Origin of the sequence: Streptomyces minutiscleroticus (genome assembly GCF_014650875.1) — a bacterium.
Taxonomy (GTDB): Bacteria; Actinomycetota; Actinomycetes; order Streptomycetales; family Streptomycetaceae; genus Streptomyces; species Streptomyces minutiscleroticus.
Genome location: NZ_BMVU01000100.1, coordinates 1 through 16,201 on the forward strand (window position 1 = coordinate 1; position 16,201 = coordinate 16,201).

The 16,201-nt window shown below is 73.4% G+C and carries 13 protein-coding genes; 4 read left to right on the forward strand and 9 right to left on the reverse strand.

Annotated features, from left to right (window positions below; translation table 11 throughout):
• On the reverse strand, nucleotides 1-484 hold a 484-nt coding region (locus tag IE271_RS38335), incomplete at its 3' end, for an oxidoreductase (protein ID WP_444546153.1).
• A gap of 149 nt (nucleotides 485-633) precedes the next feature.
• On the opposite strand from IE271_RS38335, the gene IE271_RS38340 reads away from it, so the two are divergent.
• A complete protein-coding gene (locus IE271_RS38340; protein ID WP_190195092.1) occupies nucleotides 634-1,005 on the forward strand; it encodes a MerR family transcriptional regulator in 372 nt (123 codons plus the stop codon).
• 78 nt (nucleotides 1,006-1,083) lie between these two features.
• On the opposite strand, the gene IE271_RS38345 is transcribed toward IE271_RS38340, so the two are convergent.
• The 3 genes from IE271_RS38345 to IE271_RS38355 are packed head-to-tail and all read right to left on the reverse strand — an operon-like array spanning nucleotide 1,084 to nucleotide 4,992.
• Nucleotides 1,084-3,153, reverse strand: a complete 2,070-nt coding sequence (locus tag IE271_RS38345) for an iron ABC transporter permease (RefSeq protein WP_190195082.1) — start codon at nucleotides 3,151-3,153, stop codon at nucleotides 1,084-1,086.
• Between the two features lie 4 nt (nucleotides 3,154-3,157).
• Nucleotides 3,158-4,126: an iron-siderophore ABC transporter substrate-binding protein gene (locus IE271_RS38350; RefSeq protein WP_190195083.1), complete on the reverse strand. Its 969-nt coding sequence runs from the start codon at nucleotides 4,124-4,126 to the stop codon at nucleotides 3,158-3,160.
• The gene (locus IE271_RS38355) at nucleotides 4,123-4,992 is read right to left on the reverse strand and encodes an ABC transporter ATP-binding protein (protein ID WP_190195084.1); all 870 of its coding nucleotides are present in this window, start codon (nucleotides 4,990-4,992) and stop codon (nucleotides 4,123-4,125) included. Before IE271_RS38355 ends, IE271_RS38350 begins: the two co-directional genes overlap by 4 nt.
• Nucleotides 4,993-5,333: 341 nt before the next feature.
• On the opposite strand from IE271_RS38355, the gene IE271_RS38360 reads away from it, so the two are divergent.
• A complete protein-coding gene (locus tag IE271_RS38360) occupies nucleotides 5,334-5,900 on the forward strand; it encodes a rhodanese-like domain-containing protein (RefSeq protein WP_190195085.1) in 567 nt (188 codons plus the stop codon).
• 79 nt (nucleotides 5,901-5,979) lie between these two features.
• Here IE271_RS38360 and IE271_RS38365 read toward each other — a convergent pair whose 3' ends face one another.
• From IE271_RS38365 to IE271_RS38385, 5 genes are all read right to left on the reverse strand, one after another.
• Nucleotides 5,980-8,037, reverse strand: a complete 2,058-nt coding sequence (locus IE271_RS38365; RefSeq protein WP_190195086.1) for an RICIN domain-containing protein — start codon at nucleotides 8,035-8,037, stop codon at nucleotides 5,980-5,982.
• A gap of 127 nt (nucleotides 8,038-8,164) precedes the next feature.
• On the reverse strand, nucleotides 8,165-10,207 hold the full coding sequence (locus IE271_RS38370) for a beta-galactosidase (protein WP_190195087.1): 2,043 nt from the start codon (nucleotides 10,205-10,207) through the stop codon (nucleotides 8,165-8,167).
• A gap of 68 nt (nucleotides 10,208-10,275) precedes the next feature.
• Nucleotides 10,276-11,616 (reverse strand): ABC transporter substrate-binding protein, encoded by a 1,341-nt coding sequence (locus IE271_RS38375; protein ID WP_190195088.1) that lies wholly within the window; start codon nucleotides 11,614-11,616, stop codon nucleotides 10,276-10,278.
• Between the two features lie 98 nt (nucleotides 11,617-11,714).
• Nucleotides 11,715-12,653 carry a carbohydrate ABC transporter permease gene (locus tag IE271_RS38380; RefSeq protein WP_190195089.1) on the reverse strand — a complete coding sequence of 313 codons (939 nt, stop codon included), beginning with the start codon at nucleotides 12,651-12,653 and terminating at the stop codon, nucleotides 11,715-11,717.
• Nucleotides 12,654-12,656: 3 nt separating this feature from the next.
• Nucleotides 12,657-13,583 (reverse strand): carbohydrate ABC transporter permease, encoded by a 927-nt coding sequence (locus IE271_RS38385; protein ID WP_190195090.1) that lies wholly within the window; start codon nucleotides 13,581-13,583, stop codon nucleotides 12,657-12,659.
• 284 nt (nucleotides 13,584-13,867) lie between these two features.
• On the opposite strand from IE271_RS38385, the gene IE271_RS38390 reads away from it, so the two are divergent.
• Entirely contained in the window at nucleotides 13,868-14,872 is a 1,005-nt protein-coding gene (locus tag IE271_RS38390; RefSeq protein WP_373308907.1) for a LacI family DNA-binding transcriptional regulator, read from the forward strand.
• A gap of 814 nt (nucleotides 14,873-15,686) precedes the next feature.
• On the forward strand, nucleotides 15,687-16,201 hold a 515-nt coding region (locus tag IE271_RS38395), incomplete at its 3' end, for an acyl carrier protein (protein WP_229919891.1).

Here is a 16,201-nt window from a genome sequence, read left to right on the forward strand (position 1 = left end):
CGGCGCGCCGGGCGGCCTCGGCGTACGAGCGGGCCTGCTCGGGCACCTCGGCGGTCTCCAGGGCGCGGGGCAGGGGCGCGGGCTGCGGCCCGGTCGGGGTGAACACCTCGCCCGCGGCGGCGACCGCGGACGGCCCGACCGGCTGGAGGCCGGTGGTGTCGGGGTGGGAGACCCGGCCGCCGTGCATGAGCTGGGCGAAGATGCGCCCGCCGTTGGCGTGCACGGCGCCGGTGACGGGCCGCCAGGAGGCCACCTGCTCGTCGGTGTACAGACCCGGCGTGCCCGGGTTGGACTGCCCGAGCAGGCTCGGCTGCACCCCCTCGCTGACGATGAGCCCGGCGCTGGCCCGCTGGGCGTAGTAGGCCGCCATGGACGGGGTGGCCAGGCCCCCGGCGGCGGCGCGGACCCGGGTCATCGGGGCCATCACCACGCGGTTGGGCAGCTCCAGGTCACCGAGACGGTGGCGGTCGAACAACGTGGTCATGCCGGAACTCCTTCGTACTGGTCCGCACCGGCCCGCGGTGCCACGGAGGGGCGGAGGACCCGGAACGGCGGGCCCGGCAGGTACGCTAGAACCTGACATCGATGTGAGGGGCAAGTCGTGTGGCCGAGGTCACAGGCAGGGAGGGCGAGATGCGGATCGGCGAACTCGCGGCGCGGACCGGCGCCAGCGTCCGGTCGCTGCGCTACTACGAGGAGCAGGGGCTGCTCACCAGCGTCCGCACCGCCGGCGGGCAGCGGCACTACGGGGAGGAGGACGTCGAGCGGGTCGCCTTCGTCAGGCGCCTGTACGCGGCCGGGCTGTCCAGCCGCACCATCCTCGATCTGATGCCGTGCAGGGACGCCCCCAGCGACGAGAACTCCGACGCCGCGATGGAGCGGATGAGCCAGGAGCGCGACCGGCTCTCCGCCCACATCGAGGAACTGCTGCACACCCGTGACGCGCTGGACGCCCAGATGGCGGCGGCGCGGGAGTTCCGCGACGCCCGCCGGGCCGCCGCCTGACGGTGCCGGTCCCGGCCCGGTCCCGGCGTGCGGCGGTCGGACACCGTGTGACAGCGTGCGGGGCCCCCGCACCCGGGCTCACTTCCGGTTGCGGACCAGCAGCCAGAGGAAGTACGGCGTGCCGACGAGGGCGGTCGTGAGGCCGGCGCCGAGCTGGGCCGGGGCGATGACGGTCCGGCCGAGCAGGTCCGCGGCGCAGACGAGCGCGGCGCCCAGGAGCACGGCGACGGGCAGGACACGGGCGTGCCGCCGTCCGACGAGGGCGCGTGCCGCGTGCGGCGCCACGAGGCCCACGAAGCCGATCGTGCCGGCGGCGGCCACGGCGGTCGCGCTGAGCAGGACGCTCACCAGCAGGAAGCCCAGGCGCGCGCGGCCGAGGCGCAGACCGAGGAGCCTCGGGGTGTCCCCGTCGAGCGCGACGAGGTCGAGTTCCGAGCGGCGGGCGGCGGCCACGGCGAGGGCGGCGGCCAGAACGACGGCGACCGGCAGCACGTCCGGCGCGGTGCGCCCGTAGGTCGAGCCCGACAGCCAGGTCAGCGCCTTCGTCGCGTTGAACGGGTCGGTGAGGACGATGAACAGGCTGATGAGCGCCGTCGTCCCGGCGGACACGCCGACGCCCACGAGGACGAGCCGGGTGTGCTGGAACCCGCCGCGCGCGGCGAGCCCGAAGACGAGCGCCGAGGCGAGCGCGGCGCCCGCGAAGGCGGCACCGGCGATGCTCCACGACCCGGCGAGCGGCACCGTGGTGACGAGCAGCACGGCGCCGAGGGCCGCGCCGCCGGAGACGCCGAGGACGCCGGGCTCCGCGAGCGGGTTGCGGGTCACGGCCTGCACGAGGGTGCCGGCCAGGGCGAGCGCCGCGCCCGCGAGGAGCGCGGCGAGCACCCGGGGCACGCGGGTGTCGAGGACGTACGAGACGGTCTGCCCCGCCTGTCCCCGCGCCCAGTTGGCGACGTCCCCGAGCAGGAGCTTGCTGTCGCCGAGCAGCACCGCCGCGATCACCGTGCCGACGAGGACGGCGGTGAGGACCGCCACGGTCACGGCGTACGCCGTCCGGTCCGGGACGCGCAGCCGGTCCGGGGCCGCCGCCTCGGCGGCGCCCCGCGTGCGGAGCGCCATGACGACGAGGAACACGGCGCCGACGACGCTGGTCACGACGCCGGTGGGCACCGCGACGGCGGACTCGGCGGGCACCAGGGCCCGCAGCGCCACGTCCGAACCGAGCACGAGCGCCGCGCCGGTGAGCCCGGCGACGGGCAGACCCGTCCGCGCCCGCACCAGCGCCCGGAAGCGGCGGGCGAGGGGCCGGACCAGCGCGGGCGCGCACAGGCCGACGAACCCGACCGGTCCGGCGAGCGTGACCGCCGCCGCGGACAGCAGCGAGGCGAGCACGACCGCCGTGAACCGGGTGGCGCGGACCGGGACGCCGAGCCCGCGGGCCGCCTCGTCGCCCAGGGACAGGGCGTCGATCCGGCGGGCGGCGAGCACGAGCCCGGCGAGGCCGAGCAGGACGACGGGCGCCATCCGCGCCACCCCGTCGAAGCCGTTCTGGCCGATACTGCCCTGGCTCCACGCGTAGAGGCCGTCGGTCCGTTCGGGGAAGAGCAGGAGCAGCGCGTCGGTGACGGAGCCGAGGCCGAGCGCGAGGGCGCTGCCGGCCAGGACGAGCCGTACGGTCCCGGTCCCCGGCCCGGACAGGCCGAGCACGAGGGCCGCCGCCGCGAGGCCGCCCGCGAACGCGACGCCGGAGGAGGCCAGCAGCGGGAACGACGCACCGGTGACGGCGAGCACGCCGAGGGCCAGATAGGAGCCGGCGTTCACCGCCAGGGTGTCCGGGGCGGCGAGCACGTTGCGGCTGACGGCCTGCAGGGCGGCGCCCGCCGTGCCCAGGGCGACGCCGACGAGGATGCCGGCGGCCATGCGCGGCAGGCGGGAGGCGACGACCACGGAGGCGTCGCCCGGGGCGGCGCGGCCGGTCAGGGCCCGCCACACGTCGCCGGCGCCGACGGCGGCCGTGCCCTGGGTGACGTCGACGACGGCCAGCACCGCGACCAGCACGAGGAGCGCGGCCGGCACCACGACCGCGCCCGCCCTGGACGTGGTCGTGCGCGCGTCGGGAACGACGGGAGCGGTTGCGGTGGCGGTCACGGCGCTACTTCGTCAGCACGTCGACGACGGCGTCGGCGTACGCGCCCATCGAGGCCGGTCCGCCGAACATCCAGATGCCCTCGGGCAGCCGGTGCACCCGGTCCTCCTTCACGAACGGCAGCGACGTCCACACGGAGTTCTTCGCGAGGTCCTCGGCGAAGGGGTCGCCGCCGTCGCTGTCGCTGGCGATGTAGGCGAACTCGGTGTCACCGAGCTTCGTGAGCCCCTCGACGTCGGTGGTGGCGAGCCCGTAGGCCTTGTCGCCCTCGACGGTCCAGGCGTTCTCCAGCCCCAGCTCCTCGTTGACGGCCCCGATCAGGGAACCGCCGGTGTACGGGCGGATCGAGACCTGGTTGGAGGCGACGTAGCCGTCCGCGAAAGCGAGCTTCTTCCCGGCGAACCCGGCGGCGGCCAGGGCCTTCCTGCCCGCGGCGAGCTTCGCGTCGAACTCCTCGACGACCTTCTCCGCCTGCTCGCTCGTGCCTGTCGCCTCGGCGATGAGGTCGAGGTTGTCCTTCATCAGCCCGATCTGGTCGGAGGCGTCGGCCGACTTCACCGCCAGCACCGGGGCGATCCTGCGCAGCTGCTTCAGCGCCGCGGACGACAGGTCGGTGGTCGCGACGATCAGGTCCGGCTTCAGCGACGCGACGGTGTCGGTGCTCGGCTCGCCGCGCGTGCCGATGTCCTTCGGGCCGCCGGTCAGCGGGGCCGCCTCGTCCCAGGTGGTGTAGCCCTTGACGTCGGCGACGCCGACGGGGTCGACGCCGAGCGAGACGAGGTCCTCGACGACGCCCCACTCGGTGCCCACGACCTTGGTGGCGGGGCCGTCGAGGGTCACCTTCGCCCCCGTCGCGTCGGTCAGCGTGATCCGGCCGGCGGAGGCGTCCGGGGCCGGGGCGGCGGACTCGGTGGTACCGCAGGCGGTGAGGGAGAGCGCCGCGACGGCGGCCACGGCGAGGAGGGGGCGCTTCATGAGGGGCGGTGCCTTTCGGTACGGGTGTGGTGACGGCCGATCGCGCGCGTGCGCGGCCGCCCGGTCGAGGGGTCGGTGTCGACCTCGATCCGGATGCCGTAGGTGTCGGTGAGGAGCCGGGGCGTCAGCACGTCCCCGGGGGTGCCGTCGGCGACGATCCGGCCCGCGTCGAGCAGGGCGATCCGGTCGGCGACGGCCGCCGCCTGGTCCAGGTCGTGCAGGACGACGCCGACCGCGATCCCGTGGTCGTCCGCCAGGTCGCGCATCAGGTCCAGGAGTTCGACCTGGTAGCGCAGGTCGAGGTAGGTGGTCGGCTCGTCGAGGAGGAGGACGCCGGTCTCCTGGGCGAGGCAGCTCGCGATCCACACGCGCTGGAGCTGTCCTCCGGAGAGGTGCTCGACGCCGCGTCCGGCGAGGTCCGTCACGCCCGTCATGCCGAGTGCCCGGTCCACCGCGGCCGCGCCGTCCGGGTCGGGGCGGCCCCAGCGGCCGCGGTACGGGTAGCGGCCGAACTCGACGACGTCGCGGACGGTGAGCCCGCCGGGCGTGGGGCGGCTCTGCGTCAGCAGCGCGACGTGGCGCGCGAACCGGCGGGCGGTGAGGGCGAAGCCGTCGGCGGCGTCGTCGGTCCCGGGGTCGAGGGTGAGCGCGCCGCCGCGCGCCCGCTGCAGACGCGCCAGCGTCCGCAGGAGGGTCGACTTGCCGCTGCCGTTGGGGCCGACGAGCGCGGTCACCTCGCCGGGCCGGAGCGAGAGGGCGGCGTCGTGCACGACGTCGACACCGCCGTACGCCACCGTCACACCTACGGCCGACAGCTCGTGTCCGCGCCGCCGCGGCCCGCCGGCAGCTTCTGTACCTGCTTTCACAGTGTGCAGGTTAGCCTAACCTTACTCGCCCTTCGGTTGCGGGGTCCTGGGAAAGCGCAGGTGACGGCGGTGAGGATGTAGGGACGGAGGTGAGGGAGAGGGCCGACGCCGCCACAGTGGGCACAGTGGCACGGAGCCGGTCCACGGTGCTCGCTTTCTCGCGAGGCGGACGAGGCCGCCCGTCGGCGACCGGGAGACGGCGGCCGCGGGCGGGGGAGGGGCACGGCCGCCCCGTCAGCCCCACGCCGGCTCCTTCAGTCCAGTGGAGTACGTCTCGCCCCCGCCTGTCCGGGTACGGTGACCAGGGACAACGTCCCGAGCCCAGAACAGGAACGCACCACGTGAGCACCACCGCCCTCACCCCGCAGCAGGCCCACGACCGGCTGGGCGAGCTGACCGTCGTCGACGTGCGCACGCCGGGCGAGTACGCCGCCGGCCATCTGCCCGGCGCCCACAACGTCCCCCTGGACCTCCTCGACGAGGCCCTGCCCGTCCTGGAGGACGTCGCGGACCGCGGCGGCCTCCTCCTCGTCTGCGCCTCCGGCGCCCGTTCCGCGCAGGCGGGCGAGCGCCTGGCCGGCCGCGGCGTCGACGCCGCCACCCTCACCGGCGGCACCACCGCCTGGGCCCGGCAGGGTTACGACATCGACCGGCCCGTGGGCGCCGTCCGCACGACCTGGGCCATGGAGCGGCAGGTGCGGCTCGCCGCAGGCTCGCTGGTGCTGGCCGGGCTGCTGGCCGGCCGGCGCCTGCCCAAGGCCCGCCTGCTCTCCGCGGGCGTCGCCTGCGGCCTGGTCTTCTCCGCCGTCACCGACACCTGCGGCATGGCCCGCGTCCTGTCGAAGCTCCCGTACAACCGCGCCCGGGACACCGACCTGGACAGCACCCTCACCGCCCTGAGGGGCTGAGCGCCCCGTCCCGGCGGGGACGACACGGTGGGACGGCCCTTCGCGGGCCGTCCCACCGTGTCGTCAGGGCCTTGGACGGCTACGCCCGGTCCCGCCCGGCCGCCGCCTCGGTGATCCGCCACCGCTGGTTGGCGCCGGAGTTGGGTGGCCAGGCCACGGCGGAACCGTCCGCCGTGGCCTGGCCGCCGACCTCCAGGAGGCTTCCCGTGGCGGCGTTGACGAGGGTCCAGGTGCCGTCGCCGGTCGTCGACGGGATCCACTGGGCCGCCGCGTCGCGGCGGCCGCGGTCCGCCTCCAGGACGGGGCCGCCGTCGCGGACGGCGAGCCGCTTGCCCTCGGCCGGGTTCGCGAACAGGTACCGCTGCCGGTTGCCCGTGTCGCCGCTGATCCGCTTCAGCCGCCACTGCTGCGCGGAACCGGCCGCGTCGGCGTCCGCGCCCCGGACGACGAGGTGCGTGCCGTCGTCCGCGACCGTGAGCCGCTTGCCGCTCTGGACGCCGGTCAGCTCGTAGGTGTGGCCCTCGCGCAGCGGCGCGGCGTCCTCCGCCACGCCGGACACACCCTTCACGAGGAAGGAGGTGACGGACTGGGCGGGTACGGTCACGGTGGCCCGCCGGTCGGTGACCTTCACCGCCCTCTCCCGTTCCAGCTTGCCGTCGGCGCTGGTCACGACCGGTGTGACGGTGGCGCCCCGGGCGACGCGGCCGAACTTCGACAGGTCGAGTGCGACCGTGCGGGCCTCGGTGGTGCCGTTGACGTGCACGACGGTGGCGGCGTCGCCCCTCTTCGCCACGGCGGCGGCGCTGGAGGTGTCGTCCGTCCCGATCAGCCGGTCGCCGGGCTTGATGTAGTGGGTGAAGTTGCGGGCGGTGTCGAACTTGGTGTTCGTCCGGACCGGGCAGGTCTCCAGGGTGTCGGCGGCGGTGCAGCTGAACGGGAGCTGGATGCTGCCCCAGTTGCCGCCCTTCGCCGACTCGCCGCCCGGCCTCATGTTGTCGTAGTCCTCGACGGGCTGCCAGAACACCCAGGCGCGGGGCTCCAGTTCGCGCAGGTCGTCGACGATGCGCTGGGCCAGTCCGAGGCCGGGCCGCATGTCCTCGAAGTCCTGCCCGTCGCCCCAGTCGCCCTCGACCTCGCTCATCCACAGCGGCTTGTCCGCCGCCTTGGCGAGGTCGCGCACGGTGGTGCGCCGGCCGGTGCCGTAGGTGTGGACGTTCATCCGCCCGACGAGGTCGCGCACGTCCTGCGGATAGGTGGTCCAGTTCTGCGCGAAGATCGACGGGTCGGTCTCGTCCATCGCGGAGATCTCCGCGCCGGTCCTCGCCTTCCTCAGGGCGGGGGCCAGCGCGCGGATGACCTTCTGCTGGAGCCCGGGGCCGATGTGGGCGCCCTCCTGGCGGCCGCCGACCGGCTCGCCGTCGGCGCCGAGGCGGGTGCTCCAATAGGTGGTGTTGGGCTCGTTGAACGGGTCCACGGTGTCGACCTGGATCCCGTGCGCCTTCTCCAGTCTCTTCGTCGCCCCGGCCAGGTACGCGGCGAAGTCGTCGACCGACTCCTCCTTGAGCTGGTCGGCGCCGGCGTCGAAGCCGCCGGAGACGTAGCCGCTCTGCGTCATGAACCACGGCGGGGAGTTGCTGAACGTCTCCCAGCGGTCGACGTCGTCCTTGATCCGCTCGACCCACCAGCGCTGGGTGGCGTCGGCGTCCTCGTTCCAGTCGGCCGCGTCCCCTGGACTCCACCAGCCGGTGTCCTCGCGGGTGGTGCCCTCGGGGGCCTTCCACCAGCCCTCGACGGCCCCGCCGGCGCGGAGGTAGTCCTTCACGTCGGGCGCGTTGCCGCCGCCTATGTTGTAGCGGGCGATGTTCAGGGCGAGCCCGTCGTCGCCGAAGAGGAGGTCGGCCAGTCTCTCGCGGATCTCGTCGGGGTAGTCGCCGGTGGCGTTGGCGAACCAGACGAGGCTGGTGCCCCAGCCCTCGAACCTCTCCTGCTGGTAGGAGGGGTCGGGCCGGACGGTGACGGCGGCCGCCGCGGACTGCGCGGTCGTCGGCGGGGCGGTGGCCAGGGCGGTCCCGGTCGCCAGTGCGGTGGCGCAGAGGGTCCCGAGGAGCCGCGGTCGGATACGGGTACGGCGTGCCATCGTGTGCTCCCGACTTCGGTGGTGGTCGCTGCACGCCGCACCGTCGTGCCCGGTCCGGACACGACGGTGCGACCTTGGAACAGGGTGGTGCCGTTCACAGGGTGGTGCGGGATGCGTCCCCGGGGTCTCAGCCGACGGGCCGGCGCACCACGGCCACGTCCCGGGGGGACAGGACCACGGTGCCCGCGTCGTCCCGGGTGCCGACGAGGAGGTCCCCGGCGAGCCCGGCCAGCGGCACGTCCTCGTCGGTGCGGTTGACCAGGAACAGGTAGCGGCTGTCCGCGTCGCGGCGCACGGTCAGCTCCACCCGCCCCGCCGCGCCCTCGGGCAGTTCGCCGGCGACCCCGGCGGGGCCGAGGAGCCTCGGCAGCAGGCCCGCGAGGCCGTCCGCGCCCAGCCGGGTGGAGACGTACGCGGCCGAGCCCGGGCCCACCGCGCGGCGGGTGATCGCGGGGCGGCCCGCGTACGCGCCGCCGCGGTAGCGGGCCAGCACCTCCACGTCCGGGGCCGTGACGTCGATCCGGTCGGTCCACAGGGTGCCGTCGGCGGCGCCCTCCAGCTCGACGCGGTCGCCGTCGAGCAGCGGGCCGAACTCCTCGACGCGGATGCCCAGCAGGTCGCGCAGGGCGCCGGGGTAGCCGCCGAGCCAGGCGTGGTCGTTCTCGTCGACGATGCCGGAGAAGTAGGTGGTGACCAGGTGGCCGCCGTTCTCCGCGTACCGGGTGAGCTCCTTGGCCAGCGCCGCGGGGACCACGTGCAGCACGGGCGCGATCAGGACCCGGTACCGGCCGAGGTCGCTCGTGGTGGTGACGACGTCGGCCCGCACGCCCAGCGAGAGCAGGGCGGAGTACCAGTCGAGCGCCTCCCGGCGGTAGTCCAGGAGCGAGGTGGGGTGGGAGTCCTGCTCGCTCGCCCACCACGAGTCCCAGTCGAAGACGATGCCCACCGGCGCGGGCTCGCGCTCGCTGCCCGCGACCGGGGCGAGCGTGCGCAGGGTCCGCCCGAGCGCGGCCACGGAGCGGAAGAGGTCGCTGTCCTGACCGGCGTGCGGCACCATCGCCGAGTGGTACTTCTCGGCCCCGGCGGCCGACTGGCGCCACTGGAAGAAGCACACGGCGTCGGCGCCGTGCGCGACGTGCAGCAGCGAGTCCCGGGCCAGCTCGCCGGGCCGCTTCGCCACGTTGACCGGCTGCCAGTTGACGGCGCTCGCGGAGTGCTCCATGAGGAACCACGGGCGCCCGCCCGCGATGCCGCTGACCAGGTTGGCGGAGAAGGACAGCTCGTCCCGGTCCTGCGGTCCCGGCAGGACGTAGTGGTCGTTGGAGACGAAGTCGACCTCGCCGGCCCAGTCGGCGTAGTCCATGCCCTTGGTGCCGCCCATCACCATGAAGTTGGTGGTGACGGGCACACCGGGGGTGATCTCGCGCAGCAGGTCCCGCTCGGCGCGCAGGTGCTCCTTGAGCGCGTCGGAGGAGAACCGCTTGAAGTCGAGCTGCTGCGTGGGGTTGGGGTGGGACGCGGCGAGGCGGGGCGGGAGGATCTGCTCCCACTCCGTGTAGTGCTGCGACCAGAACGCCGTGCCCCAGGCGTGGTTGAGGGCGTCCAGCGTGGTGTAGCGGGCGCGCAGCCAGTCGCGGAAGGCGCGGGCGGCGTCGTCGGAGAAGTCGTAGACGTTGTGGCAGCCGAGCTCGTTGTTGACGTGCCAGGCCACCAGCGCCGGGTGGTCCTTGTACCGCTCGGCCAGGGTGCGCACCAGCCGCAGCGCGTACCGGCGGAACACCGGCGAGGTGGGCCGCCAGTGCTGCCGCGCCCCCGGCCACACCGTCTCACCGGAGGCGGTCACCGGGAGGATCTCCGGGTGCGCCGCGGTGAGCCAGGGCGGCGGGGAGGCGGTGGCGGTCCCCAGGTCCACCGCGATCCCGCCGGCGTGCAGCAGGTCCATGACCTCGTCCAGCCAGCCGAAGTCCCACTCGTCCTCGGCCTTCTGCAGCCGGGCCCAGGAGAAGATGCCGACGGAGACGATGTTCACGCCCGCCTCGCGCATCAGGCGGACGTCCTCCCGCCACACCTCGCGCGGCCACTGCTCGGGGTTGTAGTCGGCGCCGTACGCGAGGCGGCGGGCGGGGTCACCGTCCGGCCCGTGCGGCAGCAGGGGGAGAGCGGAGGTCATGAGCGGTCCTTCCGGTGCGCGCCGGGCGGCGCGGCGTGCGAGTGCTGCTGGTCGGGGTGGGGCGGGCGTCATTGCTCGACGGTGAAGCCCTGCTCCTCGCCGTACTTCACGGAGGCGTCCTGCCAGGCCTTCAGGCCCTCGGTGAGCCTGGTGCCGGAGACGTAGGCCTTGCCGACGGTGTCGTTGAAGATGGAGTTGGCGTAGACCTGGTAGGGCAGGTACGACCAGTCGTCGGCGACGTGGGCGGCCGAGTCGGCGAAGATCTCGTTGGCCTTCTGGCCGCCGAAGTACGGGAACTCGGTGTTCTGGAACTCCGAGGAGTTGAGGTCCTCGGTGGTCGCCGGGAACGCGCCGCCCTCGAGGCGGGTCTTCACACCCTCGCCGGAGTTGGCGTACTCGACGAACGCGTAGGCCAGCTCCTTGTTCCTGCCCAGCTCGGGCAGGGCCAGGGCGCTGCCGCCGTTCTCCGCGCCGGCCTCCTCGCCGGCGTTCCACTGCGGGAGCGGGGCCACGCGCCAGTCGCCGGAGGCGTTCTTCACGCCGGAGACGAAGTTGGCGGGCATCCACGCGCCGGTGGACAGGGTCGCGATGGTGCCGTCGCCCAGGCCCTGGTACCACTCGTCGGTCCAGCTGTTGATGGGCGCGACCAGCTTCTCGTCCAGCAGCTTCTGCCAGGTGTCGGTGTACTCCTTGGCGCCCTTGTCGGTGAAGTCGATCTTCACCTTGGTGCCGTCGACCTGGTAGGGGCGGGAACCGGCCTGCCACAGCAGGCTGGTGGTCGCGCCGGCCTCGCCGATGTCGTTGGTGATGTAGGCCTTGGGATCGGCCTTGTGCAGCTTGCGCGCGGCCTCGACGTACTCGTCCCAGGTGGCGGGAACCTCGATGCCGTACTTGTCGAAGACCTTCTTGTTGTAGAACAGCGCCATCGGGCCGGAGTCCATCGGCAGGGCGTAGACGCCGTCGCCGTCGGTCACCGCGTTCCACGGACCGGGGGAGTACTGGTCGGAGAGCTTGTCGGCGCCGAAGCGGCTCAGGTCGCTGACCCCCTTGGTCAGGGAGTACTGGCCGAGCGCGTAGTACTCGATCTGGGCGACGTCGGGGACGCCCTTCTTCGCCGAGACGGCGTTGTCCAGGGCCTTGTACTGCTCGCTGTTGGTGCCCGCGTTGACGAGGTCGATCTCGACCTTGGGGTGGGCCTTCTCGAAGTCGGCGGCGACCTGCTTGAGCGTGGGCTCCCACGCCCACACCGTGACGGTGCCGCCCTTGTCCAGGGCCGCGTCGATGTCGGCGGCGGACACCTCCTTCCGGTCGGAGGCGTCGTCGTCCGAGCCGCCGCAGGCGGTGGCGCCCAGGGCGAGGGCGGAGAACAGGGCGAGGCCGCGCACCATGCGGCGGGTTCTCAGGGACATGAGGGCTTCCACTTCATCGTCGCCGGTCGGCGAGTGGGACGGGGGCAGCGGTGACACGGGGTGTTGCGGACAGGGGACGCGGGGCGGCCCCGGCGGGCCTACTCCTTGACGCTTCCGGCGGCCAGGCCGGACTGCCAGTACTTCTGCAGCAGCAGGAAGGCGGCGATCAGGGGCAGGATGGTGATCAGCGAACCGGTGATGACGAGGTTGAAGACGACTTCGCCACCGGCCGTCTGGGCCTGCGCGTTCCAGCTGTTGAGGCCCAGGGTGAGCGGGTACCAGTCCGGGTCCTTGAGCATGATCAGCGGCAGGAAGTAGTTGTTCCAGGTGGCGACCATGGTGAACAGCAGGACGGTGACGATGCCCGGCGCCAGCAGCGGCAGCGCGACCTGGAAGAAGGTCCGCACCTCGCCCGCGCCGTCCATGCGGGCGGCCTCCATCAGCTCGGTGGGAACGGCCTCGGAGGCGAAGACCCACATCAGGTAGAGGCCGAACGGCGAGATGAGGGACGGGACGATGACCGCCCACGGTGTGTTGGTCAGCCCCATCTCGCTGAACATCAGGAAGGTGGGGACCGCCAGCGCGGTGCCCGGCACGGCGACGGCGCCGATGACGACGGCGAAGACCGCGCGCTTGCCGGGGAAGGTGAACTTCGCCAGCGCGTAACCGCCGAGAACGGCCAGGAAGGTGGCGCCGCCGGCGCCGACCGCCACGTACAGCAGGGTGTTGAGCAGCCAGCGGGTGAACACGCCGTCGTCGTACGTGAACGTCTGCCGGATGTTGTCCCACAGGGCGAAGTCCCCGTCGAACCACAGGCCGAAGGAGCCGGCCAGGCCCTCCTGCGTCTTGGTCGCGCTGATGACCAGCCAGAGCAGCGGCACGAGGGTGTAGAGCAGGACCAGGCCGGTGAGCACGGTCAGCAGCACGCTGCGGCGGGGGCGTCCGGGGGTGTGCGCGCGGCGCGGGGTGCGCAGCCGGGGAGCGGTGCCGGTCGCGTGCCGCGGTGCGGCCGGGGAGGCGGTGGTGACGTGGCTCATCGTTCACGCTCCCTTGCGCATGCCGCGCAGCTGGACCACGTAGGCGATCACCATGGTGATCAGGCCCATGATGATGGCGACCGTCGCGGAGTAGTTGTGCTGCTGGCCCGAGAAGGACAGCGAGTACGTGTAGTAGTTCGGCGTGTAGGACGTCGTGATGGCGTTGCGCGCCAGGTTGCGCAGGATGCTCGGCTCGTTGAACAGCTGGAAGCTGCCGATGATCGAGAAGATCGTGGCGATGACGAGGGCGCCGCGGATCGCGGGGAGCTTGATCGCCGCGATGACCCGGAACTGCCCGGCGCCGTCGATCTCGGCCGCCTCGTAGAGCGAGTGCGGGATCACCCGCAGCGCCGAGTAGAAGATCAGCATGTTGTAGCCGACGAACTCCCAGGTGACGATGTTGCCGATCGACGCCAGGACGAGGTCGGGGGAGAGCGGGTCGGGCAGCGAGACGCCGAACGCGTCGTTGACGTCGCCCAGCAGGCCGAAGCGGGTGCCGTACATGAAGCCCCACATGAGGGTGGCGACCACGGCGGGCACCGCGTACGGAAGGAAGATCGATATGCGGAAGAAGTCCCTGCCGTAGAGCCGGCCGCTGTCCAGGGCGAGGGCGACCAGCAGCGCGATGCCCAGCATGATCGGCACTTGGACGACCAGGAACAGCGACACCCGCCCGACGGAGGCCCAGAACTTGTCGTCCTGGAAGGCCTGCGTGTAGTTGTCGAGGCCGACGAAGGTGGTGCCGCCGATCAACTGGTCGCGGAACAGGCTGAGGTAGATCGAGTACGCGATGGGCGCCAGGAAGACCAGGGCGAAGACGGCCGCGAAGGGCCCCATGAAACCCCATCCGGTCCAGGACCGGCGGTCCCGTTTCGTCCGGGTCCGCGCCGTGGGGCGGTGTGCGGCCACCGGGGGGCGTAGCGTCGTCATTGTCGTTCCCCGCTCGTGCAAGGTGCCTCGTGAGCCGGCGTCTGCCGGGATGTTTGCGCAAACATCGACCGCCGGAGAGGTGTCCGGAGGGTGTTATGTTTACGTAAACATCTGATGGCCGAATGTCTACACTGCTCCGTCGACGGTGGTCAAGGGCCGTTCGGAGAAACCGCAGCACACGAGGTGAGGAACGACCAGTGGACACAGCAGACGGCATCGCGGCCGGAGCGCCGGGAGGGGCCCGCCCCCGGAAACGGGCCGTCCGCCGCGCGCAGAGCGCGTCCATGGCCGACGTCGCGCGCCTGGCCGGTGTCTCCTCCCAGACCGTCTCCCGTGTGTCCAACGGCTACTCCGGCGTGGCCGAGGAGACCCGGCGGCAGGTGCTCGCCGCCATGAAGGAGCTGGGCTACCGGCCCAACAGCGCGGCCCGGGCCCTGAAGAGCGGCGAGTTCCGCACCATCGGTGTGATCACCTTCGGCCTGTCCAGCACGGGCAACGTGCGCACGCTGGAGGCGATCGCCGTCTCCGCCGCGCAGGAGGGGTACGCCGTCACCCTGCTGCCCGTCGCCGTCCCCACCCAGGACGAGGTGCGCGGCGCGTTCTCCCGGCTGAGCGAACTGGCCGTCGACGCCGTCATCGTGATCCAGGAGGTCCACCTCCTCGACGAGGCGACCCTCTCCCTGCCCCCGCACATCCAGGTCGTGGTGGCCGACTCCGACGCCGGCGACCGCTTCACCGTGGTCGACACCGACCAGGCCGGCGGCGCCCGCACCGCCGTGCGCCACCTGCTGGACCTCGGCCACCACACCGTGTGGCACCTGGCGGGCCCCGAGGAGTCCTACGCCGCCCAGCGCCGCGCCGACGCCTGGCGGGCCGAGCTCACCGCGGCCGGGCGCGAGGTGCCGGCCGTCGTACGGGGCGACTGGTCGGCGGAGTCCGGCTACCGCGCGGGCCTGGGGCTCGCCGACGAGCCGGACTGCACGGCCGTGTTCGCCGCCAACGACCAGATGGCGCTCGGCCTGCTGCGCGCCCTGGCCGAGCGGGGCAGGAAGGTCCCCGACGACGTGAGCGTCATCGGCTTCGACGACATAGCGGAGGCGGGCTCCTTTTTGCCGCCCCTCACCACGGTCCACCAGGACTTCGCCGAGGTGGGACGCCTGTGCGTCGAGGGGGTCCTGCACCGCATGCGCCACGGCGGCGCCGAGCACGGCACCACGCTCGTGCCCACGACGTTCGTGGTGCGCGAGAGCACGGCACCGCCGCCCGCCGCGCGCCGGCCGCGCCCCTGACCCGGGGGCGGGCCCGCCGGCACCGTCCCGCGGCCCGGGTCCTCCTCTATCACGGGCGCGGGGGCGCCGCGGCGGCCCGGCGCCGAATCCGGCCGGGCGACGGGGGTGCTCCGGCCGTCCGGAGGAGCCCGGTCCGTCGTCCGGCCGAACTTTTCCAGTGGACCGCCGGATGCCGTGCGCGGCGAGATTCTTCAATCGTGGAGGACATGGCACACAACGCGTCCTCCACGGCGCTCCGCTCCTTCCCGGCAGCGTGACGATGACCCCTGACGGTGTCGCGGACACGCCCGCGCGGACGGGCCCCGAAGGCCCCGGTCCGGCGCGGCACGTCCCCGTGCGGGAGCCCGCTTCCTCCCGTACGGACGAACGCGCACCGTCCGGCCCGCGCGAGCCGGGAAGACACCGGACACCGTGACGCGGGCCGTCCGGCGCGCGGGTCCCGCGGGATCCGCCCATCGCCGCGCGGCCGTGTCGTCCCGTCTCCGACGCACCCTCCGCGGCGGCGCACGCGGAACGCACCACCCGGGCCCGTTCACCGGGTGACGTGCCGCGGGGCCGCCGGACCGGGGACGGGACGGGGGCGGACGGTGCACCGGGCCGGCACTCCCAGGGCCGGCCCGGGCACCCGCCGGAGTCCGCCCGACCCCGGTGGTCCTTCCGCCCCCTGGAGGCGGCCACCGGGGTCACCCTCCGCGCCGCCGGCCGCCCGTACCCCCCTTCTCACCGCCGCCGCCCGTCCAGCGGGCCGCGGAGGCCGGCGACGTGCGCCCGGCGCAACCGACCATGTGACAGTGTTCAGCGAGGAGTTCACAGCGTGGCTGCTTCTGAAGACCGTTCGACCACCCATGTGTTCACGTCCGTACCAGCACCGTCCACGACCGCCGGCGCGTCCGGCCTGGAGGCCCGTCTCGCCGAGACGCTGGCCGGCGTGGTCCGCAGCGAGCGGGTGCCCGCCGACAGCGACTTCTTCGACGACCTGGGGGCCGACTCGCTGGTCATGGCGCAGTTCTGCGCCCGGGTCAGGAAACGGGACGACCTGCCGGCGGTGTCGATGAAGGACATCTACCGGCACCGGACGATCCGCGACCTCGCGGCGGCGCTCGCGGAACCGGGCCCAGGGGCGGGGAACGGGCCACCGGCCCCGGTCTCCTCGCCGCTCGACACGGTGGTACCGGCACGGGCGGGCACGGCGGCGTACGTGCTGTGCGGTGTGGCGCAGTTGCTGCTGTTCTTCGGCTACGTCTACGGGACCGCGGTCGTCGTCGGCCTCGGCTACGACTGGATCGGGGCCGGTTCGGGGCTGTGGGAGAGCTATCTGCGGGCCGTGGT